This window comes from Roseovarius marisflavi (genome assembly GCF_900142625.1).
GTDB classification, from domain to species: Bacteria; Pseudomonadota; Alphaproteobacteria; order Rhodobacterales; family Rhodobacteraceae; genus Roseovarius; species Roseovarius marisflavi.
The window spans coordinates 52,698-77,496 of record NZ_FRBN01000003.1 but is presented as its reverse complement, the minus strand read 5'-3'; the positions used below and the strand labels follow the sequence as shown (position 1 = coordinate 77,496).

The 24,799-nt window shown below is 62.6% G+C and carries 21 protein-coding genes; 4 read left to right on the top strand and 17 right to left on the bottom strand.

Annotated features, from left to right (window positions below; all coding sequences use genetic code 11):
* The first annotated feature begins 68 nt into the window (after positions 1 to 68).
* The gene (locus BUB78_RS04190; protein ID WP_245813351.1) at positions 69 to 1,223 is read left to right on the top strand and encodes a polysaccharide biosynthesis/export family protein; all 1,155 of its coding nucleotides are present in this window, start codon (positions 69 to 71) and stop codon (positions 1,221 to 1,223) included.
* Positions 1,213 to 3,246, top strand: a complete 2,034-nt coding sequence (locus BUB78_RS04185; protein WP_073195352.1) for a capsular polysaccharide biosynthesis protein — start codon at positions 1,213 to 1,215, stop codon at positions 3,244 to 3,246. Before BUB78_RS04190 ends, BUB78_RS04185 begins: the two co-directional genes overlap by 11 nt.
* An 11-nt stretch (positions 3,247 to 3,257) precedes the next feature.
* On the opposite strand, the gene BUB78_RS04180 is transcribed toward BUB78_RS04185, so the two are convergent.
* From BUB78_RS04180 to BUB78_RS04160, 5 genes are all read right to left on the bottom strand, one after another.
* Positions 3,258 to 4,769 (bottom strand): AMP-binding protein, encoded by a 1,512-nt coding sequence (locus BUB78_RS04180; RefSeq protein ID WP_073195351.1) that lies wholly within the window; start codon positions 4,767 to 4,769, stop codon positions 3,258 to 3,260.
* Positions 4,766 to 6,169 carry an acylating sulfoacetaldehyde dehydrogenase gene (gene sauS, locus BUB78_RS04175; protein WP_073195348.1) on the bottom strand — a complete coding sequence of 468 codons (1,404 nt, stop codon included), beginning with the start codon at positions 6,167 to 6,169 and terminating at the stop codon, positions 4,766 to 4,768. Before sauS ends, BUB78_RS04180 begins: the two co-directional genes overlap by 4 nt.
* A gap of 62 nt (positions 6,170 to 6,231) precedes the next feature.
* Positions 6,232 to 7,200 carry a Bug family tripartite tricarboxylate transporter substrate binding protein gene (locus tag BUB78_RS04170; protein ID WP_073195347.1) on the bottom strand — a complete coding sequence of 323 codons (969 nt, stop codon included), beginning with the start codon at positions 7,198 to 7,200 and terminating at the stop codon, positions 6,232 to 6,234.
* 45 nt (positions 7,201 to 7,245) lie between these two features.
* Complete coding sequence (locus BUB78_RS04165) at positions 7,246 to 7,713, bottom strand: tripartite tricarboxylate transporter TctB family protein (protein WP_073195345.1); 468 nt, start codon at positions 7,711 to 7,713, stop codon at positions 7,246 to 7,248.
* A complete protein-coding gene (locus tag BUB78_RS04160) occupies positions 7,710 to 9,221 on the bottom strand; it encodes a tripartite tricarboxylate transporter permease (RefSeq protein ID WP_073195343.1) in 1,512 nt (503 codons plus the stop codon). Before BUB78_RS04160 ends, BUB78_RS04165 begins: the two co-directional genes overlap by 4 nt.
* 101 nt (positions 9,222 to 9,322) lie before the next feature.
* On the opposite strand from BUB78_RS04160, the gene BUB78_RS04155 reads away from it, so the two are divergent.
* Entirely contained in the window at positions 9,323 to 10,354 is a 1,032-nt protein-coding gene (locus BUB78_RS04155; RefSeq protein WP_073195341.1) for a LacI family DNA-binding transcriptional regulator, read from the top strand.
* On the opposite strand, the gene ribD is transcribed toward BUB78_RS04155, so the two are convergent.
* Complete coding sequence (gene ribD, locus BUB78_RS04150; RefSeq protein WP_073195731.1) at positions 10,351 to 11,427, bottom strand: bifunctional diaminohydroxyphosphoribosylaminopyrimidine deaminase/5-amino-6-(5-phosphoribosylamino)uracil reductase RibD; 1,077 nt, start codon at positions 11,425 to 11,427, stop codon at positions 10,351 to 10,353. The two genes, BUB78_RS04155 and ribD, sit on opposite strands and share 4 nt — an antisense overlap.
* Before the next feature lie 20 nt (positions 11,428 to 11,447).
* A complete protein-coding gene (nrdR, locus tag BUB78_RS04145) occupies positions 11,448 to 11,930 on the bottom strand; it encodes a transcriptional regulator NrdR (protein WP_073195339.1) in 483 nt (160 codons plus the stop codon).
* 238 nt (positions 11,931 to 12,168) lie between these two features.
* On the opposite strand from nrdR, the gene BUB78_RS04140 reads away from it, so the two are divergent.
* Positions 12,169 to 12,756 carry a 5-formyltetrahydrofolate cyclo-ligase gene (locus tag BUB78_RS04140; protein WP_220083982.1) on the top strand — a complete coding sequence of 196 codons (588 nt, stop codon included), beginning with the start codon at positions 12,169 to 12,171 and terminating at the stop codon, positions 12,754 to 12,756.
* A gap of 5 nt (positions 12,757 to 12,761) precedes the next feature.
* Here BUB78_RS04140 and BUB78_RS04135 read toward each other — a convergent pair whose 3' ends face one another.
* The 10 genes from BUB78_RS04135 to BUB78_RS04090 all read right to left on the bottom strand — a co-directional run bounded on the left by BUB78_RS04135 (position 12,762) and on the right by BUB78_RS04090 (position 24,741).
* A complete protein-coding gene (locus tag BUB78_RS04135) occupies positions 12,762 to 13,169 on the bottom strand; it encodes a secondary thiamine-phosphate synthase enzyme YjbQ (RefSeq protein ID WP_073195334.1) in 408 nt (135 codons plus the stop codon).
* Between the two features lie 126 nt (positions 13,170 to 13,295).
* Positions 13,296 to 13,583 carry an HlyU family transcriptional regulator gene (locus BUB78_RS04130; RefSeq protein WP_073195332.1) on the bottom strand — a complete coding sequence of 96 codons (288 nt, stop codon included), beginning with the start codon at positions 13,581 to 13,583 and terminating at the stop codon, positions 13,296 to 13,298.
* Between the two features lie 7 nt (positions 13,584 to 13,590).
* A complete protein-coding gene (gene rpoD / locus BUB78_RS04125) occupies positions 13,591 to 15,582 on the bottom strand; it encodes an RNA polymerase sigma factor RpoD (RefSeq protein ID WP_073195330.1) in 1,992 nt (663 codons plus the stop codon).
* 119 nt (positions 15,583 to 15,701) lie between these two features.
* Positions 15,702 to 17,651 carry a DNA primase gene (gene dnaG / locus BUB78_RS04120; protein WP_073195328.1) on the bottom strand — a complete coding sequence of 650 codons (1,950 nt, stop codon included), beginning with the start codon at positions 17,649 to 17,651 and terminating at the stop codon, positions 15,702 to 15,704.
* Positions 17,652 to 17,730: 79 nt separating this feature from the next.
* Entirely contained in the window at positions 17,731 to 18,021 is a 291-nt protein-coding gene (locus BUB78_RS04115) for a DNA primase (RefSeq protein ID WP_073195326.1), read from the bottom strand.
* Positions 18,022 to 18,130: 109 nt separating this feature from the next.
* The gene (locus BUB78_RS04110; protein WP_073195324.1) at positions 18,131 to 18,676 is read right to left on the bottom strand and encodes a sarcosine oxidase subunit gamma; all 546 of its coding nucleotides are present in this window, start codon (positions 18,674 to 18,676) and stop codon (positions 18,131 to 18,133) included.
* Positions 18,669 to 21,599 (bottom strand): sarcosine oxidase subunit alpha family protein, encoded by a 2,931-nt coding sequence (locus tag BUB78_RS04105; protein ID WP_073195322.1) that lies wholly within the window; start codon positions 21,597 to 21,599, stop codon positions 18,669 to 18,671. Before BUB78_RS04105 ends, BUB78_RS04110 begins: the two co-directional genes overlap by 8 nt.
* The gene (locus BUB78_RS04100) at positions 21,596 to 21,874 is read right to left on the bottom strand and encodes a sarcosine oxidase subunit delta (protein WP_073195320.1); all 279 of its coding nucleotides are present in this window, start codon (positions 21,872 to 21,874) and stop codon (positions 21,596 to 21,598) included. The genes BUB78_RS04105 and BUB78_RS04100 overlap by 4 nt, the downstream gene beginning before the upstream one ends.
* Positions 21,875 to 21,934: 60 nt before the next feature.
* Positions 21,935 to 23,188 (bottom strand): sarcosine oxidase subunit beta family protein, encoded by a 1,254-nt coding sequence (locus BUB78_RS04095; RefSeq protein WP_073195318.1) that lies wholly within the window; start codon positions 23,186 to 23,188, stop codon positions 21,935 to 21,937.
* Positions 23,189 to 23,310: 122 nt separating this feature from the next.
* On the bottom strand, positions 23,311 to 24,741 hold the full coding sequence (locus tag BUB78_RS04090; protein WP_073195316.1) for a Glu/Leu/Phe/Val family dehydrogenase: 1,431 nt from the start codon (positions 24,739 to 24,741) through the stop codon (positions 23,311 to 23,313).
* Between the last annotated feature and the right edge of the window lie 58 nt (positions 24,742 to 24,799).

The window sequence follows — 24,799 nt, the reverse complement described above, 5'->3', positions numbered from 1 at the left end:
AACTTACGATTCCTGTAGGTTGACAAAAAAACTGAGGCAGAACAAAAACAGGTCGAGGAGACCGAGCAGTGAAATCCCAACATTTCCGATGGGCGAAGCCCGTCGCAGCTTTGGCCATTGTGTCAATCGTCGCCTCTTGTGGCGTCCTGCCACGTGTCGGGCCCAGCAAGCGCGAGATCTACTCAGGCTCGGTTCAGCGACAGGGCGACGCCTTTGTAGTGAGCGTGAACGACAGGGTGACCCGCGCCACCGCGGTGCAGCCAGCGCTTGGGTTCACCGATGATTTCAAGAACGCAGGCCTGCTAGGGTCTGATACGATAAGCCCCGGCGACACGCTTGGCCTGACGATCTGGGAGAACGTCGATGACGGGCTTCTGGCCGGCGAGGCCTCAAGCCAGACCATTCTGGAAGAGGTACAGGTTGACGGCTCGGGCTTTATTTTTGTGCCCTATGCGGGCCGCATCCGCGCCGCGGGAAACTCGCCCGAGGGCATCCGCCGCATCATCACCACCAAGCTTGACGAGCAAACCCCGGACCCCCAGGTCGAGGTGCGCCGTCTTGCGGGCAACGGCTCGACCGTGTCGCTGAGCGGGGCGATCACCGGACAGGGTGTCTATCCGATTGAACGCCCGACGCGCACACTCTCCAACATGATTGCCTCGGCAGGCGGTATCGCGATCGAACCCGAAGTGGCTCAGATCACCGTGATTCGGGGCGACAAGCGCAGCAAGGTCTGGTTCCGGGATCTGTACAAATACCCGCAGTTTGACATCGCGCTTCGCGGTGGCGACCGGATTCTGGTCGAAGCTGATACCCGCGCCTATACCGCGCTTGGCGCAACCGGCGCACAGGCCCGCGTGACCTTTGAAACCCAAACCCTGAGCGCCATTGAGGCGATTGCGCAGGTCGGTGGCCTGACCACCACCGCCGCCGATCCGACCGGCGTGTTCGTGCTGCGCAACGAACCGGCCGACATTGCCAATCAGGTGCTTGCGCGCGGCGATCTCGTCGGCGCGCAGCGGATGATCTATGTCCTTGACCTGACCAAGCCAAACGGCATGTTTGTCGCGCGTGATTTCGCGATCCGCGACGATGATACGATCTATGTGACAGAAGCCCCCTTCGCCCAATGGGCCAAGGTCATCGCGGCCCTCACCGGCACGCTTGGTGCCGTCGGCTCGGTCTCGACCGCAGGCGATACGCTTGGCGGCAGTGGACTCTGACACCGCCCGCAGATCTGACCCCGCCGGGACCACCACATCCCGGCGGGTTTTCTATTACAACGCCGGATTTCTGCGCCAGCGCCGCGTGTCCCGCATCCTGTCGCTTGCAGGCTATGACCTGACGCTTGGCACGCCCGGCGCCGATGACCTGATCGCGGTCTGGGGCCACAGCCCCTATGCGCATCGCGGCGAGGCCATGGCCCGGCGCACCGGGGCGGGCCTGATCCGGGTTGAGGATGCCTTCCTGCGCTCGGTTCATCCGGGGCGCGACGGCGAGCCGCCGCTCGGCCTTGTGATCGACCATCGCGGTGCGGCATTCGACAGCGCGCAACCCTCTGATCTTGAACACATTCTCAAGACGCATCCGCTGGATGACACCGCCCTGTTGGACTGCGCGCGCGCAGGCATCGCGCGCCTCGCCGAGGCCCATTTGTCAAAATACAACGCCTTTGACCCAAACCATCCCTGCCCCGATCCGGGCTATGTTCTGGTGATCGACCAGACCCGCGGCGATGCCAGCGTGACCCGTGGCGGGGCCGATGCCAACAGCTTTCGCGAGATGCTCTACTATGCCCAAGAGGATAACCCCGGCGCGCGCATCCTGATCAAAACCCATCCAGAAACCGATGCCGGGCATCGCCCGGGCTATTTCAGCGCCAGCGATCAAAGCGACCGCATCACCCTGTTCAGCGATCCGGTAAGCCCGTTTTCCCTGCTGGAGGGGGCGATTGCGGTTTATACCGTCACCTCGCAGCTCGGGTTCGAGGCGATTTTCGCGGGCCACCGCCCACGGGTCTTTGGCCAGCCCTTTTATGCCGGGTGGGGTCTGAGCGACGATCGCCATCCGATCCGCCTTGACCGGCGCGCGCGCACCCTCACGCGGGCGCAGCTTTTTGCCGGGGTGATGCTGCTTTATCCCAAATGGTACGACCCCTATCGCGACGCCTTATGTGATCTCGACACCGCGATCAGCACGCTCGAAGCCCAAAGCCGCGCCTGGCGCGAGGACCACAAGGGCTGGAGTGCGCATGGCATGCGGCTCTGGAAACGCGCGCCGCTGCAGCGGTTTTTCGGCAAGTATCGCCGGGTGCAATTCCCAAGTTCCGCCGAGGGGCTGCCGGATCGCCCCGCGATAGTCTGGGCCTCCAAGCCCGAGGTCGGCCCCGAGGGCGCGGTGCGTGTCGAGGATGGCTTTCTGCGCTCGCGCGGGCTTGGGGCCGATCTGGTGCCGCCGCTGTCGCTGGTCTGTGACGATCTCGGAATTTACTACGATCCGACCTGCGAGAGCCGCCTTGAGCGCCTGATCGCGGCGCGCGCCGCGCTGCGCCCGGATCAACGGCTGCGCGCCGAAGGTCTGATCCGTCGCCTGACGGGGGCTGGCCTGAGCAAGTATAATCTCGGGGGGGCTGCGCCCGATCTTCCGCCCGGCCATCGCATTCTGGTGCCTGGTCAGGTCGAGGATGACGCCTCGATCCGGCTTGGCGCGGGGGCGATCAACACCAATCTGGCGCTGCTGAAACTGGTGCGCGACAAGAACCCCGAGGCGGTAATCCTCTATAAACCCCATCCCGATGTCGAAGCGGGCCTGCGCCCCGGCGCCATTGCCCCCAAGCAGCTTGACACTCTTGCCGATCTGGTCGTGGGCGGCACCGATCCGGCCGCGATTTTGGCGCAGGTTCAGGAGGTCTGGACCATGACCTCGCTTCTGGGCTTCGAGGCGTTGTTGCTCGGCGTGCGCGTCACCACCACCGGTGCGCCGTTTTATGCGGGCTGGGGCCTGACCCGCGACCTCGGAGAGCCGCCCCGCCGGCGGCGGCGCGCGTCGCCAACGCTTGAGGGACTGGTGCATGCCAGTTTGATTGACTACCCGCGCTATTTCGATCCCAAAACCCGCGCGGCCTGCCCGGTCGAGGTGGTCATCGACCGCCTGAGCACCGGCGATCTGCCGCGTGCCGGCACCGCCAATCGCGCCCTGGCCAAGCTTCAGGGGGTGTTTGCCTCTTACGCCGGATTCTGGCGCTGAGGAATTGGGCGCTAGCCTGAGGGCTCCAGCGTGCCAAGCACCTCGGCCAGCTTCAGGCGCTGAATTTTGCCCGAGGGGCCCTTGGGCAGCTCATCAATGATATGCACCACATCGGGCGCCTTGAATGGACCAACACGATCAACGCAGATTTGCCGCAGATCGGCCCCCGACAGAGCCGAGCCATCGCGCAACCGCACCGCAGCCTCGACACGTTCTCCGTAACTTGTGCAGGACCGCGCAAAGGCCGCCGCCTCGATCACATCGCCATGGGTATAAAGCGCCTCGTCAATCTCGCGCGGGGCGATGTTTTCACCGCCCTTGATGATCAACTCCTTGAGCCGCCCGGTGACATAGACATAGCCATCCGCATCGATCCGCCCCAGATCGCCGGTGCGCAGCCAGTCCCCCGCAAAGGTTCCGGCGGTCGCCTCGGGGTTCTTGAGGTATTCCAGCATGACATTGGGCCCGCGGATGGCTATTTCGCCTTCAACCTCGGGCGGGCAAGGCCGAAGATCGGGACCAAGGATCGCCACCTCGTTGCCATAGGCCACCCCCGGAGAGCCGATCTTGCGCACCCCCGGCGGCAGCGGGTTGGACAGGATTTGTGCCGCCGTTTCCGTCAGGCCCATGGTTTCCACGATCGGCACGTCAAAGCGGGTCTCGAACGCGGTCTGCACATCCGGCGCAAGCGCCGATGAGGCAGAGCGGCCAAAGCGCAACCGCTGTCTGGTGATCGCGTCGGGGTTGCCCGGGGCGTGCAGCAGGTGGCTGATGATCGTGGGCACGACCGAAAACCACGTCGCCCCGGATGCCCCCGCATCGACCCAAAACCGCCCGGCCGAAAACTTTGCCGACATGGCAATCGAGCCCCCCGACACAAGCGCCCCCATGACCGAGACGCACAACCCGTTGATATGATAGATCGGCAAAACGCAAAGCCCGCGATCCTCGGGGCGCAAGCCATGCGCAATCGTCGTGGTCCAGCCGCCGGCCAACAGGCTGGCGTGGGTATGCACCACCCCCTTTGGCCGCCCCGTGGTGCCAGAGGTATACATCAAAAGCGCATGATCCTGCGGCGTGATATCGTGCAGCACACTCGCCGTGACCGGCTCCGCCCCGCCCGAAAAGCGGCTCACTGTTTCGGGGCGTGCGGCGGCGAACATCTCGGCGGCGCTGTCGTGCACAAAGGCGGTGCGCGCGCCGCTGTGATCAAGCGCATAGGCAATCGCGTCGCGCCCGGCGGCAAGGTTGATCATCGTTGCGCGGAACCCGCCGTAAAGCGCGCCGTAAAGCGCGATCACCGCTGCGCGCCCGTTGGGGTGCAGGATTGCAACGCTTTCGCCTTTGGCATGGCCCGCCATCGTCAACTGTGACGCGACATGCGCCGCCTCTGCAAGCAACTCGGACCAACGCAGCGTCGCGCCATCCTCGGTAAAGATAAAGGCGACACCATCCTCGCCCGCGCGATGATCAAGCCAGTCGCGCACCGTGCCTTTTGGCGGGGTGTCCCAGTCCAGTCTCATCGCCCCGCCACGTCCCAATAGGCGGCGAAGATATCCTCGACCTTGGGTTCGCGCGGCGGGATTTCGCGGATCACCTTGGTGGTCTGCATGAAGTGTTTCCAATGCAGGTTGTCATCAATCGAATTGCCGCCCCAGCTTCCACAGCCCATGGAGAGCGAAAACGGCATGCCGTTGTTGAAGGCCCCGCCGGTGGCAAAGCAATGCGCCTGATTGACGATCACCCGACAGGTGGGAATGACCTGACCAATCGCAACGGCGCGCGCGTCAACGGTGGAATGCAACCCGACAGAATGCCCTGCCCCCTGATGGGCCAGAATGCGCGCGGTGATCGCCACCGCATCCTCGAAATCGCGCGCCCGGTACAAGGCCGCCACCCGCGACAGCTTTTCGCCAGAAAGCGGATGTTCGGGGCCGATGCCGGTGGTCTCGACGGCCAGGAATTTGGTGTCGGCGGGCACCTCGCCCGCCATGTCGAGGGCGCCAAGCATCTTGTCGGCGTCCTGCGCAATCACGGCGCGGTTGAGGTGGCCATCGGGCCAGAGCCTGGACACGATTTTCGCCTCATCGCGAACATGCGCCCCGCCGGTTTTGGCAAGCTCGGCCATGAACGGCTCAAAAATCGCGTCGACCACCACGATGGCGTTTTCAGAACTGCAGGAGGTCGCGTTGTCAAAGGTCTTGGAGGCAGTGATCTTCTCGGCGGCGGCGCGCAGATCAGAGGTTTCGTCAACGATCACGGTGACATTGCCGGCGCCGACCGCAAGCGCCGGCGTGCCCGAGGTATAGGCGCGTTTGACGTTGTTTTGCGAGCCGGTGACGACGATCAGGTCGCTGATCTCAAGCAGGCGCTGTGTCTTGTCCTTTGATCCCGGCGCCGGCACCATCTGGACAAGGTCATGATCCTCGCCGATCTTGTCGAACTCGGCATGGATATAATCCAGCAGAACCTCGCAGGCGGGCACCCCCTTGGGCGAGGGCGACAGCACGATGGCATTGCCGCATTTGAGCGCGTTGATGATATTGTTGGCGGGCGTCGCCGCCGGGTTGGTCGAAGGCACCACGGCGCCGATCACCCCCATCGGGCGGGCGATGGTGGTGATGCCGCTCTCGTCATCCTCTGCAATCACGCCATAGGTCTTGGCCTGCGCGATGTCGCGCATCAACCCAAGCGTCTTGCGGTGGTTCTTGATGATCTTGTCGGCCACATTGCCAAGGCCGGTGGTTTCAACCGAAAGCTCGGCCAGATGGCGATTGCGGCTCGGCTCCATGATGGCCCAGGCGGCGGCCTGTGCAGCGCGATCATAGCGGGCCTGCGAGCCATTCGCCTCATAGGCCTTTTGGGCCGCGTGGGCACGGGCGACGATGGCATCGACTTGGGCAATGGCGTCTGGTGCATTCATGATTTTCGGTCCTTGGTCAGAGCAAACCCCCACCCCGTAACGGGGGGTGGGGGGCAGTGGTTTCAGAGGCCTGCAAGCAGCTCTTTGAGGGTCGCCGCGCGGTCGGCCCACATCTGCTTGACCTCGTCGCGGGTCATGATCTTCATCGGCGATCCGCCCGCTTTCATCTTGCCGGCAACCTTGCCGTTCTCGAACATCGCGGGCACCGTCGCGGCCAGCTTTTCGATCACGTCTTCGGGTGTGCCCTTGGGCACCATGATGCCGCGAAAGTTGACCGAGGCGTTGTCGATGTCATAGCCCTGTTCCTTGAGCGTCGGCACGTCGGGCAGGAACTCGTTGCGCTCAAGATCGAACACGCCGAGGATCTTGACGTTACCGGCCTGTTCGGCGCGGAAAGCATCCGAGAGGTTGTTGATCCCGCCCATGACTTCGCCCGCGATGACGGCCTTCATGGCACCGGCGCCGCCCTTGTTGTTGGGGATATAGGCCATCTTGACGTCCGCCGCCTTTTCAAGCTGAAGCGCCGCGATGTGGTGGCCCACGAAAAGGCCCGCCCCCGAGAAGGTCAGCTTGCCGGGGTTTTCCTTGGCAAAGGCAACCACGTCCTGCATCGAGTTGAAGTCGCTGTCGGCCCCGACCACAAAGACCGCCGGATCGGCGCCCCAGTTTGCAATCGGCTCAAAGCTGTCGGTGGAATACTCGACCCCGCCCTTGATCGACTGGGCGATGAAGTGCGGCACGTTATAGGCCCCAAGCGTATAGCCATCGGCATCGGCCTGCGTGGCCAGCCAGTTCCAGCCGACACGCCCGCCGGCACCCGGCTTGTTGAGGATCGCGATCGGCATGCCAAGCGCATCCTCATTGCCCGCCGTCATGGTGACGATGCGCGCCTGAAAGTCGGTGGCGCCGCCGGCACCATAGCTGACCATCATCATGACGGGGCGTTCTGGATAATTTTCGGCGCCCTCTGCGAAGGCTGTGGTGGTCAGGCCCATAAGGGCGATTGCGGCCCCTGCTAGCAGTTGTTTCATTGGTTGGTTCCTCCCTGGGATGATGAGTTCTGCCGCTGTTACGGTTCAGAAGAATATCTCTCGCGGTGTGTACACTTTTAGAAGTTTTGCGAAGAGACCGTACATGACGGCCACGAAACAGGCCGTTATGAAAAGACGTTTGAGCCATGATTTCACCTCGCGATGCGAAGCCGGGTCATAAAGGCTCAGCAGGATGAAAAAGGCGATCGGGGTGGCGGTGTAGAACCCAAGCCCCTTGGCCGCCCAAAAGATATAGATCAGCGTCACGATCAGGCCCGGCGTCAGGTTTGCCATCTGGCTTATCGAAATCCCATTGCCGACCTTGGTCCAGCCAAGACAGGCCTTGGCAAAGGTCCAGAGCGCCAGCACCACGAACACCGTGGCGATCAGGCGCGGAAACAGGAACGCCTCGGAGGGTTGCTGGGTATAGCTCACGTAGGCGACCCAGAGGCCGACGGCGGCCACGATGCCCGAGCCGATGACATGCTGAAGGCGCGGCAAGGATGGGGTCATGCCATGATCTCCTCTTTGCTGGTATAGCGGCGCGTGCGCAGCTCCATATAGGCGGAATAGAGGATTGAGAGGATAACCACCGCAATCAGGAAGATGTTGAGCGGCCCGGTCAGGAAATACGGCCCAAGGCCATCGGTGGCGCGCGCAATCATCGAGCCCTGGATAAAGTTGGCCTCGGCAATCGGCCCAAGGATCAGCCCCAACACAAGAGGTGCTGCGGAAAAGCCGAAGCGTTCGAGGAAATACATCATCACCCCGAGCGCCGCCATGACATAGACATCGCCCATGCTCGATTGCACCGAATAGCTTCCGAAGACGGCAAGCCCAAGCACCACCGCCGCCATCACCGATTGCGGCACCTGCGCGACCCGCGCCGCCATGCCCGCCACGTAAAGCCCGAAAATACACATCAGGATCTGTCCGATCAGCATCGAGTTGATAAAGGTCCAGGCCACATCGGGGTGATTGTCAAACAGGTCGGTGCCCGGAAAAATCCCGTGGATCAGAAGCCCGCCAAGCAAGACGGCGGCGGTCGGCGAGCCGGGGATCGACAGGGTCAGAAGCGGCACAAGGCTGGGCCCGACCATGGCGTTATTGGCGGCCTCGGCGGCGATCACGCCCTCGGGGTGGCCGGTGCCGAACTTGTCGCGATCCGGGCTGAACTTTTTGGACTGATCATAGGCGACAAGGCCCGCGATCTGGCCGCCGACACCGGGAATGAGGCCGATGATCGAGCCGGTAATCGTACCGATTCCCATGGCGCGCTTGTTGCGCATCAGCTCTTTCATCGCATCAAGGATCGAGTGTTTTTGCACCTCGATCACCTCGGCCCCGTCATTGCGTCGGCCCTTGGCGAACATGGTGATCACCTGCGGAATCGCGAACAGCCCGATCAGCGCGGCGATGATGTTGATGCCGCCGCCAAGAGCGGGGTGAAAGATAAAACGTTGCGCGCCCATGATATCGTCAAACCCGATGGTCGAGAGCCAAAGCCCGATACAGCCCGAGAGCAATCCCTTGACCACCGAGCGGCTATCAAGCGTGCCGATCACCGTCACGCCAAGGATCGCCAGCCAAAACAGGTGGCTCGGCCCAAAGGCCAAGGCCCATTTCGCCAGCACCGGCGTCAGGAAGATCAGCAACAGCACGCCGAACACGCCACCCACCGCAGAGGCCAGAAAGCTGAGCTGAAGCGCCTTGGCGCCCTCGCCCTTTTGCGCCATCGTGTGCCCGTCAAGGGTTGTGGCGATATTGGCCGGGGCGCCGGGAATTTTCAAAAGGATCGCCGAAACCGCCCCCCCGGCGACGGTCGAGGTATAGGCCGCCCCGAGCAGGATCAGCCCCTGCGCCGCCTCAAGCTGAAAGGTGAAGGGGATCAAAAGCGCCACCGCCATGGTCGGCGACAGGCCGGGCGTCGCCCCAAGAATGAGCCCCCCGATGGTGCCAAGCATCAGCAACCCGAAATTGATCGGCGTGAAGACGTCACCAAAATAATAGAGGAATTCCATCAAGGCCTCCCAACCCGTTTGGACAGATGTTGACTTCTTAGGCTAGGGGATGAAAATAGTTTTGCAAACGTTTTCATAAATGTCTCAATCACGGGCGGCAAATGTCTGATCCAAAACCTAAAAATGCCGATATTGTCGCCGTCGCCAAGGCCGCGAAGGTGTCGATCTCGACCGTCTCGCGCAGCTATAACCACCCCGAATTGGTCAACCCGGCGACTCGCAAAAAGATCGACGCCGCCGTGCGCCGCCTTGGCTATATCCGCAACCGCGCCGCCCAGACGATCCACGGCATTCGCAGCGGCACCATCGGATTGGTGGTGCCGACGATTGATCACGCCATCTTTGCCGAGGTGATTCAGGCCTTCTCGGATGCGGTCGAGCCTTATGGTTTTACCATCCTCGTGGCCTCGCACGGCTATGACCTTGAACGTGAATACGGCGTGTTGCGCAAATTCCTTGAGCATCGCGTCGATGGGGTGGCCCTGATCGGGCTCGATCATTCGGCCGAAAGTTACACCCTGATCGAGCGCCAGAGTATTCCCGCGATTTCAATCTGGAATTACAGCGCCACCTCGATCCTGCCCACAATCGGGGTCGATAACCGGCGGGCCGGGCAATTGGCGGCGCAGCACCTCGTGGATCTCGGGCATCGCGATATCGGCATGGTCTTTCCCCCGACCACGGACAATGATCGCGCCCGCGACAGACAGAAGGGGGCGATGTCGGTGCTTGCCGACCTGTCGCGCGCGACGCCGGAGGAATGGATTGTCGAGACCCCCTACAGCATCTCGGACACCAAAGAGGCGGTCAGCCGCATGCTGAGCCAGCCCGCGCTGCCGACGGCCATTTTATGCGGCAATGATGTTCTGGCGGTCGGGGCGATTTATGCGGCGATGCGCCGTGGCCTCAAGGTGCCGGACGATATTTCCATCATCGGGATCGGCGACTTCAAAGGCTCGCGCGAGATGGAGCCGGGATTGACCACCGTGCGCCTGCCCGCGCGCACCATCGGCGAGCTGGCCGGACGCGAGCTTGCCCGGCTTGTCACCAAGGAAAGCACGGAAATTCAACACAACAGCTGTGACATCTCTGTGGTCGCGCGCAACACCTGTCGCAGAGTGCAGGGCGTCTAAGGTTGGGTCCGCTGCCAGCGGTGCATGACGTCACCACCCACATCGCGCGTCTCGATCAGGCTAAAGCGCGCCGCCTCTTCCAGCCGCGCCAGCCCCATGGCCCCCACCCCCGGCAGGCCCTCGGCGCCGATCGCAAGACCGGCAGTGAAACCAACCAATTCATCCACAAGCCCGGCCGACAACAGCGATGCGGCAAGCGATCCGCCGCCTTCGCAAAACACCCGCGTCAGGCCCTGAGCCCCAAGTGCGCCGAGCACCGACGCCATATCCATCTGTCCCGCCCGCACGTCACAGGGTAAAAGCCGGGCGCCGATACCCTGCCAGGCCTCGGTCAGGGCCGCGTCGGCCTCTGGCCCGTGACACAGCCAGAGCGGCACATCTTTGGCCGTGCGCGCCAGGTCGGACATCAGCGGAAGATCAAGGCGCCGCGACACCACCACGCGCACCGGCTGGCGGCGCGGACCCATGTCGCGCACGGTTAAGCCAGGATCATCGGCGCGCGCCGTACCAGCCCCCACCATCACCGCATCATGACGCGCCCGCAGGCCATGCACCGCGCGCCGCGCTTGCGGGCCGGTGATCCATTGACTGTGCCCCGTGGCGGTGGCAATCCGCCCGTCAAAAGAGGTCGCAAGCTTGAGCGTCACCCAGGGCCGACCCAATTCGTTGCGCAGGATGAACCCGGCCAGATCCTGCCCGGCCTCGGACGCCATCACGCCAGTGGTGACGGCAATGCCCGCCGCGCGCAACATCGCAAAGCCGCGCCCCGAGACCCGCGCATCATTATCGTCAAACGGCGCCACAACGCGCGCGATGCCAGCCGCGATCAACGCCTCGGCGCAGGGCGCGGTTTCACCATGATGCGAACAGGGCTCAAGCGTGACATACGCAGTCGCGCCACGCGCCGCCTCGTCGGCCTGCGCAAGCGCGCGCGGCTCGGCATGCGGGCGACCGCCCGGCGCGGTCCAGCCACGCCCGACGATCCGCCCCTTGCGCACGATCACGCAGCCCACGGCAGGATTGGGAAAACACTGGCCCTGCCCCCGCCGACCAAGCGACAGGGCCAGGGCCATAAAGCGCGCGTCAGACCCGGTCACGCGTCCGGTTTGGGGTTGGTGACCGCATCTTCGGGGCGCAACTCACTGACAAACTTGTCAAAATCATCCGCCGCCTGAAAGTTCTTATAGACGCTGGCAAAGCGCACATAGGCGACGGTATCAATCCGCGCCAGGCTTTCCATCACGATCTCGCCCACGGTTTTCGAGGGGATATCGGTCTCGCCCATGCTCTCTAGCCGCCGCACGATACCGCTGATCATCTGTTCGATGCGATCGGGCTCGATCGGGCGTTTCTGCAATGCGATCCGGATCGAACGTTCAAGCTTGTCACGGTCGAAATCTTCGCGTCGGCCATTGGTTTTCACCACCACAAGATCGCGCAGCTGCACGCGCTCATAGGTCGTGAAACGGCCCCCACAGGCCGGGCAAAACCGCCTGCGCCGGATCGAAACATGATCCTCGGCGGGGCGTGAATCTTTTACCTGAGTGTCAATATTTCCGCAAAACGGGCAGCGCATCGGCCGTCCCCCTTTTCTGTCCTTGCCTCTGTGGTCATGGGTCTGTTGCCCAAGTTGTCCACAGTCACTATAGGACAGCCGCAAGGTTTTGGGTAGAGGGGAATTTTCACCGCTAGATAGGCCTTTGGTTGCCCTTGTTCCTGTCGCATTCCATGACCAGATGACGCCCTTGAAGAGGACAGCGACACCGGACATGCTCATGTTTGAGCTATAGTGACACCTGCCCAAGGCTTTGCCCGTGACCAATCTCCCCTGCCCGCCTGATAACCTTGACCGATGGCGCCAATCCGAACGGGACCGCCTGATCGAGGCCCGGCAGAAGATTCCGGTCTCTGTTCGTCAGGCCGCCGATAAAGAATTGGCAAAGCGTCTCGATGCGCTGCTTGGTGACATATCCGGGCGCATAATTTCGCTCTACTGGCCCTTTCGGGGCGAACCCGACCTACGGCACTGGGCCGCAGCCTGCCGTAAATCAGGGGCCGGAACCGCCCTGCCCGTCGTGGTGGCCAAGGCCACCCCGCTGATTTTCAGACAGTGGGACGCGGCAACCAAGCTCGATAAAGGCGTCTGGAACATCCCGATCCCGCCCGCCGATGCGGCCATTGTGATCCCCGACATCGTACTGGCCCCGGTGGTGGGGCTGGATGCACAATTGTACAGATTGGGCTATGGCGGCGGCTTTTTCGACCGCACGATTGCGGCGATGCGCACCACCGGGCCCAGTCCGGCAGTGATCGGCGTGGGCTATGACATGCAGCGGATGGAAACGATTCACCCGCATCGGTTTGACATACCGATGGATCACGCCCTGCTGGTTCCGGCCTGACGGCCTCAGCCCGTCAGGTGCGCCACAACCTGCCGGTCATGCGGCGCATTGCGGTGCTCAAACAAATAGATCCCCTGCCAGGTTCCAAGTTGCATCCGCCCGGAAATCACCGGAATCGACAGGCTGACCGGCATCATCGCCGCCTTGATATGGGCGGGCATGTCATCGGGGCCTTCATAGGTGTGGGTGAGATAGCCCATGCTTGGGTCAGTGGTCGGCGGCACCAGCCGGTGAAAGAAGTTGCGCAGATCGGTCTGCACCTCAGGGTCGGCGTTTTCCTGAATAAGCAGACTGGCCGAGGTGTGGCGGACAAACAGCGTCAGAAGCCCCTCGCCGCGCGCCCATCCTGCCACCTGATCGGTAAACTCGTAGAGACCCTGGCCATGGGTCGGAATATGAAAGCTGGTGTGCATTCTCCCAAGCTGCGCCAGTTTATGGTCAGGCTCAAGCCATTAAAAAACGCGCCACCCATCAAGGCAGCGCGTGTTTGACTTTGGCCGGTGCAGCGTGGGTTTCACCCACCCTACGCGCTTGGCGGATCAGCGGAAAATCCGCTCGCCCTGTTCGTCGATGACTTGTTTCGCCTTGCGTACCGAGAAGGCGGCAGCATCGTCAATGTTCAGGATCGCATCGGCGCGCAGAAGCTGATGCACCTTCACCTCGCCGGCGATCTCCTTTTCGATGCGCGCCCCGACGCGGTAACCGCCCTCACCGGGCTGCGGTTCGGGAAAGATGAGAAACCCCTTGTAGGTTTCCGCCTCGGGCTCGGGTCTGGCGTTGCTGTTGCCACTTCCACCGCCGCCGAACAATTTAGACCAAAGAGACATGCCGACCCTATTGATCCAGGAATGACCGGAGCTTGCGCGACCGGCTTGGATGCTTGAGTTTGCGCAACGCCTTGGCCTCAATCTGGCGGATACGTTCGCGGGTCACGCTGAACTGCTGGCCGACCTCTTCGAGGGTGTGATCGGTGTTCATGCCGATGCCAAAGCGCATCCGCAGCACCCGCTCTTCGCGCGGCGTAAGCGAGGACAAAACCCGCGTCGTGGTTTCCTTGAGGTTATCCTGAATCGCCGAATCCAGCGGCAGGATCACGTTCTTGTCTTCGATGAAATCGCCAAGCTGGCTGTCTTCTTCATCGCCAATCGGGGTCTCAAGGCTGATCGGCTCCTTGGCGATTTTCATCACCTTGCGCACTTTCTCAAGTGGCATCTGAAGCTTTTCGGCCAGTTCCTCGGGCGTCGGTTCGCGGCCGATTTCATGCAGCATCTGGCGACCTGTGCGCACCAGCTTGTTGATCGTCTCGATCATATGCACCGGAATACGGATGGTGCGCGCCTGATCGGCGATGCTGCGGGTGATGGCCTGACGGATCCACCATGTGGCATAGGTCGAGAATTTATAGCCGCGGCGATATTCGAATTTATCCACCGCCTTCATCAGGCCGATGTTGCCTTCCTGAATGAGATCAAGGAATTGCAGGCCGCGATTGGTGTATTTCTTGGCAATCGAGATCACCAGACGCAGGTTTGCCTCGACCATTTCCTTCTTGGCCTGACGCGCCTCTTTTTCGCCCTTCTGCACCTGGTTCACGATGCGGCGGAATTCCGAGATATCAAGACCGACATATTGCCCGACCTGCGCCATGTCAGAGCGCAGCTCGGTTACTTTCTCGGGCGAGCGCTCCATGAACATCTGCCAGCCGCGACCCGGCTTTTTCGCCATGTCATCGACCCAGTTGGGATCAAGTTCGCGACCGCGATAGGCCTCGACAAATTCGCTGCGGTTGATGCGGGCCTGATCGGCGAGCTTCACCATCGCACTGTCGATCTGCATGATCCGGCGGTTGATGCCGTAAAGCTGATCGATCAGCGCCTCGATCCGGTTGTTGTGCAGGTGAAGCTCGTTCACCAGCTCGACAATCTCCGAGCGCAGCGTTTGGTAGGTGGTTTCCTGCGTCTTGCTGAACGATCCATCCTCGTTGAGCGTGGCCGAAATCCGGCTGTCCTGCATTTCAGACAGCTTGACGTAATCATCCGCGATCCGGTCCAGCGTCTCAAGCACACGCGGCTTGAGGGCGGCCTCCATTGCGGCCAGGCTCATGTTGGCCTGTTCGTCTTCTTCGTCGTCATCGTCATCGGCAATCGGATTGCCATCGGCGTCAAGCTCGGGCTGCTCTGCCCCGGCAGAGGGCGTAGCAGCGGTCGGCGCGCTGCCGACATTGGCGGCTTCGACGACGGGTTCGCCGCCCTCTTCATCGCCAAGGTGGGTGCCGAAGGTCGCATCAAGGTCGATCACATCACGCAGCAGAATGTCTTCACCCAAGAGTTCGTCGCGCCAGATCGTGATCGCCTGAAAGGTCAGCGGGCTTTCGCAGAGGCCCGCGATCATCGTGTTGCGCCCGGCCTCAATTCGCTTGGCGATCGCAATTTCGCCCTCACGGCTCAGAAGTTCGACGCTGCCCATCTCGCGCAGGTACATGCGCACCGGATCGTCGGTACGATCCAGCTTTTCCTCTTTGCCAGAGCCAAGCGTGATCTCGCCGCGCTTGCCCACTTCGGCCAGGGCGGTGGTGCGTTCTTCGTCTTCCGCCTCTTCCCCCTCGATGATGTTGATGCCCATTTCGCTGAGCATCGACATCACGTCTTCGATCTGTTCCGAAGAAACCTGATCGGGGGGCAGAACTTCGTTCAGCTGGTCATAGGTGATAAAACCTTTTTCCCGCGCCTCCGCGATCATTTTCTTGACCGCGGCCTGGCTCATATCAAGCGAGACATCGGATTCCGAATTGTCGGGCTTTTGGTCGTCGGTATCTTTGGCGGCCATGAAAGACTCCTGATCTATGAACGGAACGGGTGATTCGGTTAAAACGAATCATTAGCGCGAATAAGTGATTCGCACACCCGTTTACCCTGATTTCTTTACCCCTTCCTCACCAAAATCGGTTATCGCCCCGGTTTGGAAAAAGTTATTTTACCGAGCAGTTCGTCGAACTGCTCTTTCTCGTCTCGTTTGATCCGCGCGCCGTTTTCGCCAAGATCGTATTCGGCACGGTCTTCCTGTTCGCTGCGCACGGCCCGGTTTCGGGCCTCTGCCGCCTGTCCAAGGCGCCATGTCATCGCCTCGTCGGCCAGCCCGTCAATGTCTTCGCTGGCCTCTGACACTTCGGCGCTCAGTCCGCGCTGTGCCTCCAGCTTGGTCAGCTCTTCCGACAGGGTCATGCTGGCGATCTCGGCCTCGCCGGGATTGCGCACCGAGGCCGCTATCGCAACGTGGGGCAATGCCATCAGCTTTTCAAGGGGTTCGGGGCCTAGATCGCCCTCGATCTGCGCCTTCAGGGCCTCCTGGCCGGAAACACCATGGCGCAGGATAAGATCGCGCAGCCGGGCATGCGTCGGATCAAGGCACTCCATCCGCTCAAGCCTTTGCTCGAACGCCTCAACCTCGGAAGGACAAGAGATCAATGTCGCCAGAATGACCGCCTCGCGCATATGGGTCTGGGCGTGATCGCCCGAGGCCACCAGAAGCGAGGATTTGGTGCTGGCGCGCGCCGTCGGCGGCGGCGGCCATTTGCCCGCCTTGAAGCGCGGCGCATTGGGCGCGCTGCGGCGCGGGTTGAACAGCTGCCACCGCAGATCCTTGATCGCCTGCCCGTAATGGCCGCGGATCGACGGATCACGGATCAGCTTGATCTTTTCGCGCAACACCTTGTCGAATGCCGCCTTGCGCTCGGGGCTGTCGAAATCGCGACCGTCGGTTTCGCGCTGCCACAGGACCTGAACCATTGGCAGGGCCTTATCCAGCAGAGCCTGCACCGCCCCCGGCCCCTCCGCGCGCAACAGATCATCGGGGTCCTTGCCCTCGGGCATCAGCGCAAAGCGCAGCGATTTGCCAGCCTCAAGCAGCGGCAGCGCCAGATCAACCACCCGGTAGGCCGCGTTCAGCCCCGCCTTGTCACCATCCAGCGCGATGATCGGCTCCGGCGCGACCCGCCAGAGCATCTGAAGCTGATGCTCGGTCACCGCCGTGCCAAGCGGCGCCACCGCCGCGCCGAACCCGGCCGCGACAAGCGCGATCACATCCATGTACCCCTCGGCCACGATAAGCGGCTGGCCCTTGCCGGCCGCCTCGCGGGCGGGGCCGTGGTTGTAGAGCGAGTGGGATTTGTCAAACAGCTCGGTCTGCGGCGAGTTGAGGTATTTGGCGTTGTCATTCGGATCCATCGCGCGCCCGCCAAAGGCAATACAGCGCCCGCGTGCATCGCGGATCGGAAACATGATCCGGTTGCGAAAGGTGTCATAGGGCTTGCCGCCCTTCTGGCTGGCCTTGGCCAGACCGCAGGCCATGATCATCTCTTCGCTGACGCCCTTGGCCGTCAGATGATCCCAAAGCCCCTGCCAGGCATCGGGCGCAAAGCCGATTTCAAAGCGTGCCTGCGTTTCTTCGCTAAGCTTGCGCCCGCCAAGATAATCCCGCGCCGCCGCCCCGGCGCCGGTGCGCAGTTGCAGGCCGAAAAACTTGACCGCAAGGTCCATGACCGCGACCAATTCTGTGCGTCGGTCGGCCTTGGCCTGGGCCTGGGGGTCGCGCTCGGGCATCTGCATGCCGGCCTCGGCGGCGAGAATTTTCACCGCCTCGATGAAATCGACATTCTCGCTTTCGCGCACAAAGGAAATCGCATCGCCCTTGGCGTGACAGCCAAAGCAATAGTAAAACCCCTTGCGGTCATCGACATGAAACGAGGCGGATTTTTCCTGATGAAACGGGCATGGCGCCCACATGTCGCCCTTGCCCTGATTGGACTTGCGGGTATCCCACATGACCTTGCGCCCGACCACCTGACTAAGCGAGATGCGGGTTTGCAATTCTTCCAGAAATCCGGGTGGCAGGCTCATACCCTATATATCGGGCGCATCCGCGCCACTGTCCAGTGGGCGCAGGTGATTTCGCTGGGGATAAAAGGCGCGCGCCGCGCTATTGCGCAAGGCAGGCCGCAAGATAGGCCTCGGCCACGCCATCGCCAAGCTGTTCCTCGGAGAGCGAATAGACCCAATCGACCAGGGGCTGAACCGCGTTTTGATAGCGCGCCTCGTCGCCGGTATACCCGGTGCTGATCGCCTCGATCGCCTCGGGCGATTCTATGCCCGCGCCGCGCGCCTCGACGGCGGCCGTTACGATATCGCCAGAGGTGGCGCACATCGGGTTTTCGGCCTGCGCGGTCATCGGCAGGGCAAGAAGCGTGGCAATCAGGGCAAAACGGCGCATGGGAGACCTCGTGAACATTGGCGTCAGTTGTCCTTAACCTAGTATAACCGCCCGGCATTGTAAGGGGGGTGGCGCGGGGAAAAATGCCCACGCCTTGCCCCTTACGGCCTTATTGCAGGGCCACGACCCGGCCCATGGCGGTTTTCAGCTCATGCACAAGCGTTGCCGCCATCGAGCGAAACACCATGATCTGAAACGCCTCATCGCCAAGCCGGGTGATCGAGGCGGGCATATGCGCACATTCACTGCGCGCCGAGTGCCCGCGCTTAAACTGCGTGGGCCTCAGGTCTAACGGCGTCATGTGCGCAAGCACATCGCCCGCACCCCGCCCCTCAAGGTGCAAAACCGCCCAGCCATCGGATTGATCGCTCAGCGCGGCAAACTCTGCCAGACCGGCATCGGGCGCAGGCCCCATCAGCAAAATCATCCGCTGCCCGAACCAAAGCGCGCGTGCGCCGCGCTTCCCGCTCATCCGCCCCACGCCCGGCGCGGCCATGCCATGCGCGGCTTTCAACGCCTCCGACAGGGCGGCATCCTGCCCGAGGTAGGGCGCAAGCGCGGTCATATGCCCGGGCGCATCCTCAACAAGCGAGAGCGGCCCGACGCGGACCGGCACAAGCCCCGCGCAGGGGGTTTTAGTTTTCAGATCAACCACGTAACCGGCCTCCGTCCTTGTCAAACTGTACCGGGTCCAGCACCTCGCAGAGCGTATCCGAGCCGCGCAGGTGATCGAGCATGCGCACCTTCTCGCCAATCCGCGCGCGCCCGGCCTTCAGAAACCCAAGGCCGATCACATGGCCAAGCGTCGGCGAATAACAGGCCGAGGTGACATAACCCTGATCATCGGCACTTGTCGCCGGATCGCCCGCGTTAAAGAGATGTGCCCCTGCCAATATCTCTTTGACGGCCCCCACGGGTTTGAGCGCCACAAGCTGTTCGCGGTCCTCGTCCAAAAGACCGGGGCGCGCGGCCGCCGCCTTGCCGATGCAATCCTTTTTGGGGCTGATCATCCGCTGCATGCCGATATCAAAGGCGGTGGTGCGCCCGTGAATTTCCGCATGCGTGATAAAGCCCTTCTCGATGCGCAACACATTCAGCGCCTCCATCCCGTAAGCGCCACCCTCCATCGCTTCGGCACGCGCAACCAGCTCGCTGAACAGCGCAGCACCATAGCGGGCCGGCACGGCGATCTCATAGGCATGCTCGCCCGAGAACGAAATCCGGAACAACCGCGCGCCGATGCCACCAATACTTGCCGTGCCACAAGCCATGTAAGGAAAACTCGCGTCTTCAATGGGCTTATCCAGCAGCCCATTCACAAGCTCGCGCGATTTCGGCCCGGCCACGGCAAACTGCGCCCAACTCTCGGTGACCGAGGCCAACCGCACGTCAAGATCAGGGCGCAGGGCCTGATGGACGAATTCGAGGTGCCGCATCACCTGCCCCGCCGCCGCCGTGGTGGTGGTAAGCACGTAATGCCGCGCACCAAGGCGCGCACAGGTACCGTCATCCATCACATGCCCGTCTTCGCGCAGCATCAGACCATAGCGCACCCGCCCGACCGCCAGCGTCGACATCATGTTGGTATAGACAAAATCGAGAAACGCGCCCGCATCCGGCCCCTGCACATCAATCTTGCCAAGGGTCGTCACGTCACAGACCCCGACCGCCCTCCGTACCATGTTGACCTCGCGGTCACAGGATTGGCGCCAATTGGTTTCACCGCTCTGCGGGAAATAGCTTGGCCGATGCCAAAGCCCGGCCTCGATCATCGGCGCCCCCCTTTGCCGTGTTTCGGCGTGCGAGGTGGCCAGACGCTCGGGCGCAAATCCCCTGCCGCTTCCGCCCGCGCCCATGGCCGCAATCGGCACCGGAACGTAAGGCGGGCGGAACGTGGTCGTGCCGGTCTCGGGGATGCCGCGCCCCGTCGCATCGGCCAGCACCGCAAGCGCCGCGACATTGGAGTTCTTGCCCTGATCGGGCGCCATGCCTTGGGTCGTATAGCGCTTCATATGCTCGACCGAGCGAAAGTTCTCGGCCGCCGCCTGCTCCACATCCTTGACCGTCACGTCGTTCTGAAAATCAAGCCAGGCGCGCCCGCGCCCCGGCACCTGCCAGAGCGGAAAGATGTCATAGGGCGCGTCTTCGGCCATGGGAACGGCAGGCGCGCCCACCTTGAACCCAAGAGCGCGCGCCGCTTCTTGACCCGCTTGCGCGCCGCCACGCAAACAGGCGTGGGTCGAAAAATCACCGGCGGCGGCTCCGGCGGCCACCATTCCCGGCAGGGCATCCCGAGGCGGCAAAAATGCCAGCAAATCAGCGTTCCAAACGGGGCGCGCATTCATGTGACAGGCCAGATGCACGCTTGGGTTCCACCCCCCCGAAACAGCCAGGCAATCGGCGCGGAGCCGCTCTTCGCCCTTGGCGCTGCAGAGCGTGACCGATTCAAGCGCGCGCCGCCCTTGCGTGTCACAAACCTGCGTGCCGGAATAAAACGGCACATCCAGGTCGCATGTCGCATAATGGCGCGAATCCACCAATGCGGCCACATGCACCCCGGCCTCATCCAGATCGGCGGCGGTGCGATGGGCGCTGTCGTTGTTGCCAAAGACCACCACGCTTTGGCCCGGCGTCACGCCCCAGCGGTTGACATAGGCGCGCACCGCCCCCGCCATCATCACGCCGGGCCGGTCATTGTTGGCGAATGCAATCGGACGCTCAAGCGCGCCTGCCGCCAGTACGCTGCGCCGCGCCACGATCCGCCAGAACGTGCCACAGGCCGCACCGGGGCGGCGCGCCACCGCGTGGGGCCGCGTCTCAAGCGCGCCGTAGGTGCCCTGATCATAAGCGCCGGTAATGGCGGTGCGCGTCATCACCCGCACATTGGGCATCGCGGCAAGCTCTGCCGCCATCTCCTTGGCCCAGATGGCCCCGGGCACGCCGTCAATCTCGATTGTCTCGGCCAAAAGCCGCCCGCCCGGCAGCGTATCTTCATCCGCCAGAATGACATCGGCCCCCGCCTTGGCGGCACTCAGGGCGGCCATGATCCCGGTCGGCCCCGCGCCAATCACCAACAGGTCACAATGCGCAAAGGCACGCTCATAGCGGTCCTCGTCCGGCGCGCCCGACAGCGCCCCAAGCCCCGCCGCGCGCCGGATAAGCGGCTCATAGACGCGCTCCCAGAAGCGGCGCGGCCACATGAAGGTCTTGTAATAAAACCCGGCCCCTAGAAACGGCGCGGCCAGATCATTCACCGCCAGAAGGTCAAACCCAAGGCTCGGCCAGCGGTTCTGACTGCGTGCCCAGAGCCCCTCGCGCAACTCGACCGTGGTGGCGCGCAGATTGGGTTCTTGCGCGGCGCCAAACCCAACGGTGACAAGGGCATTGGGTTCTTCACTGCCCGCCGTCATCACGCCGCGCGGGCGGTGGTACTTGAACGACCGCCCCACCATACGCACCCCGTTGGCCAAAAGCGCCGAGGCCAGCGTGTCGCCCTCAAATCCTTGATAGCGCGCGCCGTCAAAGGTGAAACCGATCGGGGTCCTGCGCTCGACAAGCCCCTTGCCCTCAATCCTCATGACGTGCTCCCGGCGCGGCGCGCCTCACTTGCCAACGCGGCGCCCAATACCTCGTGAGTGGCCGTGTTGCGCGTCATTACGATCCAGGCGGCACAGCCCTGTTCGTGATACCAAAGATCGCGCGTTACCCCGGCCGGGTTGTCGCGATTGTGCAAATAGTCGTCCCACGCCTCCGAACCCGCCTCTGCACCGGGGCGCTCCAACGCCACGGCGGCCCCACTATAGGTAAACTCGCGCCGGTCACGCTCGCCGCAAATCGGACAGGGAAGTCTCATCGCACCCGCTCTTTCATCTTTCCATAAATACTCAATCTTACAGCGCTCATCACAGCCCCCTCAATGCAGGTTATGCTGACTGCCGGTGCCTTCTTCATCCATCAAACCCCGCCCGGTGCGGAACCGGTCAAGCCGAAACCGCGCCCCGGCAGCGTGCGGCGTTCCTGTGGCAATCAGATGCGCGGTCACATCCCCCGAGGCCGGCACCGCCTTGAACCCGCCATAACACCAGCCGCAATTGAGATAGAGCCCGTCGACATGGGTGCGATCAATCACCGGCGACCCATCCGGTGACATATCCATGATCCCGCCCCAGCTGCGCAGCACCCTTGCCTTGCCGATCATCGGCATCAAGGCCATGCCCGCCTCCATCACATGCTCGACCAGCGGCAGGCTGCCGCGCGCCGCGTAAGAGGCATACATGTCAAGGTCGCCGCCAAAGACAAGCCCTCCCTTGTCCGACTGGCTGATATAGAAATGACCCATGCCAAAGCTGATGACGTGATCAATCACCGGCTTGAGGCCCTCGGTCACAAAGGCCTGCAACACATGGCTTTCGATCGGAAGCCGCATGCCCGCCATCGCCGCCACCTGGCTTGAGCGTCCGGCCGCGACCATGGCCACCTTTCTGGCGCGGATCGCGCCGCGCGTGGTCTGCACGCCTTTGACAACGCCGCCCTCGATGTCGATGCCGGTGACTTCACAGTTCTGGATAAGATCGACGCCGCGCTCGCTGGCGCCGCGCGCATAGCCCCAGGCAACGGCGTCATGGCGCGCAGTGCCGGCCCGGCGCTGAAGCACGCCGCCATGGATCGGAAACCGGGCATTGTCGTAATCGAGATAGGGCACCATCCGGCGCAGCGCGCGCCGGTCGAGCAACTCGGCGTCATCGCCCTGATTGATCATCGCATTGCCGCGCCGCGCCATCGCATCGCGCTGTCCGTCGGAATGAAACAGCACGATCTGGCCGCGTTGCGAATGCATGACGTTGTAATTCAGATCCTCCTCAAGCCCCTCCCAGAGCTTGAGGGAATGGCTGTAGAATTCCGAATTTCCGGGCAGGAAATAATTGGCGCGCACAATGGTGGTGTTGCGCCCGACATTGCCGCCACCGAGATAGCCCTTTTCAAGAACCGCGACATTGGTGATGCCATGCTTTTTGGCCAGATAATAGGCCGTGGCAAGCCCATGCCCGCCGCCGCCGATGATCACCACGTCATACTCGGATTTCGGCGTCGCGTCGCGCCAATGGGCCTGCCAGCCCTTGTTGCCGGTCAGACCCTCTTTCAGAACACGCCAGCCCGAAAACCGCATATGATCCCCCTCATGATGCTTTGGCCCGAGTGAACCAAGTCGCGCCGGGGATAGCAATGGCAGAGCACGCGCTCTGCCATCTTTTTCACAATCTCCGAGGCGCGTTCAGGCCTGACGCCCGGTCAAAGCCCCATCGCGCGATAGCTGGCGGCAACCTTGGCGATGGACACCAGGTAGGCCGCCGTGCGCAGGTCGGTCACATCCTTGCGGCCATGCCAGACCTCGCGCATCGACTGATAGGCGATGCGCATGGTGTCATCGAGCCCCGAGCGCACCAGTTCAAGCTCTCCCGCGCCGCGCAGGTATTTCTGCTTGAAGCCGGGCGACATCACCCAGGCATCGCCGAGATGCTGATCAAGACGCTGCAATTCATCGACGATAAGCTGGTGGCGCGCCTCTTCCTGGCGCCGCCCCATCCGGCCAAAGCGGATATGGCTCAGGTTCTTGACCCACTCGAAATAAGACACCGTCACACCGCCGGCATTGGCGTACATGTCGGGAATGATCACCGTGCCCTTTTCGCGCAGGATTTCATCCGCCCCTGCCGTAACCGGACCATTGGCGGCCTCGATAATCAGCGGCGCCTTGATGCGGGCGGCGTTCTGCATGTTGATCACCCCCTCCATCGCCGCGGGGATCAGGATATCGCAGTCGGCTTCCAGAACCGCTGCTCCTTCGGCGCTGTGGGTTGCATCGGGAAAGCCCTTGATGGTGTCGTGTTTCTGCATCCACTCATGCACCGCTTCGACATCAAGACCCGCCTCGTTGTAAAGCGCGCCGTCGCGTTCGATGATCCCGGTGATCACGCAACCGTCCTCCTCCTGCAAGAACTTGGCCGCATGATAGCCCACGTTGCCAAGCCCCTGCACCACGACCCGCTTGCCATCAAGCGAGCCACTCATACCGGTCGCCGCAACATCCTCGAGGTGGCGGAAAAACTCCTGCAAGGCGTATTGCACCCCGCGCCCGGTCGCCTCGACCCGGCCCTGAATGCCGCCCGCGTTGATCGGCTTGCCGGTGACGCAGGCGCGATAATTGATATCGGTGGTGTTCATGCGCTTGTACTGATCGGCCATCCAGGCCATCTCGCGCTCGCCGGTGCCCATGTCCGGGGCCGGCACGTTCTGCGCCGGGTTGATCAGGTCGCGCTTGATCAGCTCATAGGCAAACCGCCGGGTGATCAGCTCAAGCTCGTGCTCTTCCCACTCGCGCGGATCAATCCGCAACCCGCCCTTCGAGCCACCAAACGGCGCCTCGACCAGCGCGCATTTATAGGTCATCAGCGCCGCCAGCGCCTCAACCTCGTCCTGATTGACGCCCATGGCATAGCGGATGCCGCCCTTGACCGGCTCCATATGTTCGGAATGCACGCTGCGATAGCCGGTAAAGGTATGGATTTGCCCGCGCAGCCGCACCCCGAAACGCACCGTATAGGTGGCGTTGCAGACACGGATTTTCTCTTCAAGCCCGGGCGGCAGATCCATCAGCGCAACCGCGCGGTTGAACATGAGATCCACGCTTTCGCGAAAACTTGGCTCTTTGATAGCGGTCATTACCCTCTCCCTTATGCGCCCCTGGCCGTCGGCGTTAATGCAGATCATTGTGCCCGGA

Excerpts from the sequence above, each read along its gene's own strand:
- BUB78_RS04165 (WP_073195345.1), bottom strand. The coding sequence starts at position 7,713 with ATGACCCCATCCTTGCCGCGCCTTCAGCATGTCATCGGCTCGGGCATC.
- BUB78_RS04115 (WP_073195326.1), bottom strand. The coding sequence starts at position 18,021 with ATGCGCCGTTTTGCCCTGATTGCCACGCTTCTTGCCCTGCCGATGACC.
- ribD (WP_073195731.1), bottom strand. The coding sequence starts at position 11,427 with ATGGCCCTGGCCCTGTCGCTTGGTCGGCGGGGGCAGGGCCAGTGTTTT.
- sauS (WP_073195348.1), bottom strand. The coding sequence starts at position 6,169 with ATGAATGCACCAGACGCCATTGCCCAAGTCGATGCCATCGTCGCCCGT.
- BUB78_RS04180 (WP_073195351.1), bottom strand. The coding sequence starts at position 4,769 with ATGAGACTGGACTGGGACACCCCGCCAAAAGGCACGGTGCGCGACTGG.
- dnaG (WP_073195328.1), bottom strand. The coding sequence starts at position 17,651 with ATGAGCCTGCCACCCGGATTTCTGGAAGAATTGCAAACCCGCATCTCG.
- BUB78_RS04155 (WP_073195341.1), top strand. The coding sequence starts at position 9,323 with ATGTCTGATCCAAAACCTAAAAATGCCGATATTGTCGCCGTCGCCAAG.
- BUB78_RS04130 (WP_073195332.1), bottom strand. The coding sequence starts at position 13,583 with ATGTCTCTTTGGTCTAAATTGTTCGGCGGCGGTGGAAGTGGCAACAGC.
- nrdR (WP_073195339.1), bottom strand. The coding sequence starts at position 11,930 with ATGCGCTGCCCGTTTTGCGGAAATATTGACACTCAGGTAAAAGATTCA.
- BUB78_RS04100 (WP_073195320.1), bottom strand. The coding sequence starts at position 21,874 with ATGAGACTTCCCTGTCCGATTTGCGGCGAGCGTGACCGGCGCGAGTTT.
- BUB78_RS04170 (WP_073195347.1), bottom strand. The coding sequence starts at position 7,200 with ATGAAACAACTGCTAGCAGGGGCCGCAATCGCCCTTATGGGCCTGACC.
- BUB78_RS04160 (WP_073195343.1), bottom strand. The coding sequence starts at position 9,221 with ATGGAATTCCTCTATTATTTTGGTGACGTCTTCACGCCGATCAATTTC.
- BUB78_RS04135 (WP_073195334.1), bottom strand. The coding sequence starts at position 13,169 with ATGCACACCAGCTTTCATATTCCGACCCATGGCCAGGGTCTCTACGAG.
- rpoD (WP_073195330.1), bottom strand. The coding sequence starts at position 15,582 with ATGGCCGCCAAAGATACCGACGACCAAAAGCCCGACAATTCGGAATCC.
- BUB78_RS04095 (WP_073195318.1), bottom strand. The coding sequence starts at position 23,188 with ATGCGGTTTTCGGGCTGGCGTGTTCTGAAAGAGGGTCTGACCGGCAAC.
- BUB78_RS04090 (WP_073195316.1), bottom strand. The coding sequence starts at position 24,741 with ATGACCGCTATCAAAGAGCCAAGTTTTCGCGAAAGCGTGGATCTCATG.
- BUB78_RS04105 (WP_073195322.1), bottom strand. The coding sequence starts at position 21,599 with ATGAGGATTGAGGGCAAGGGGCTTGTCGAGCGCAGGACCCCGATCGGT.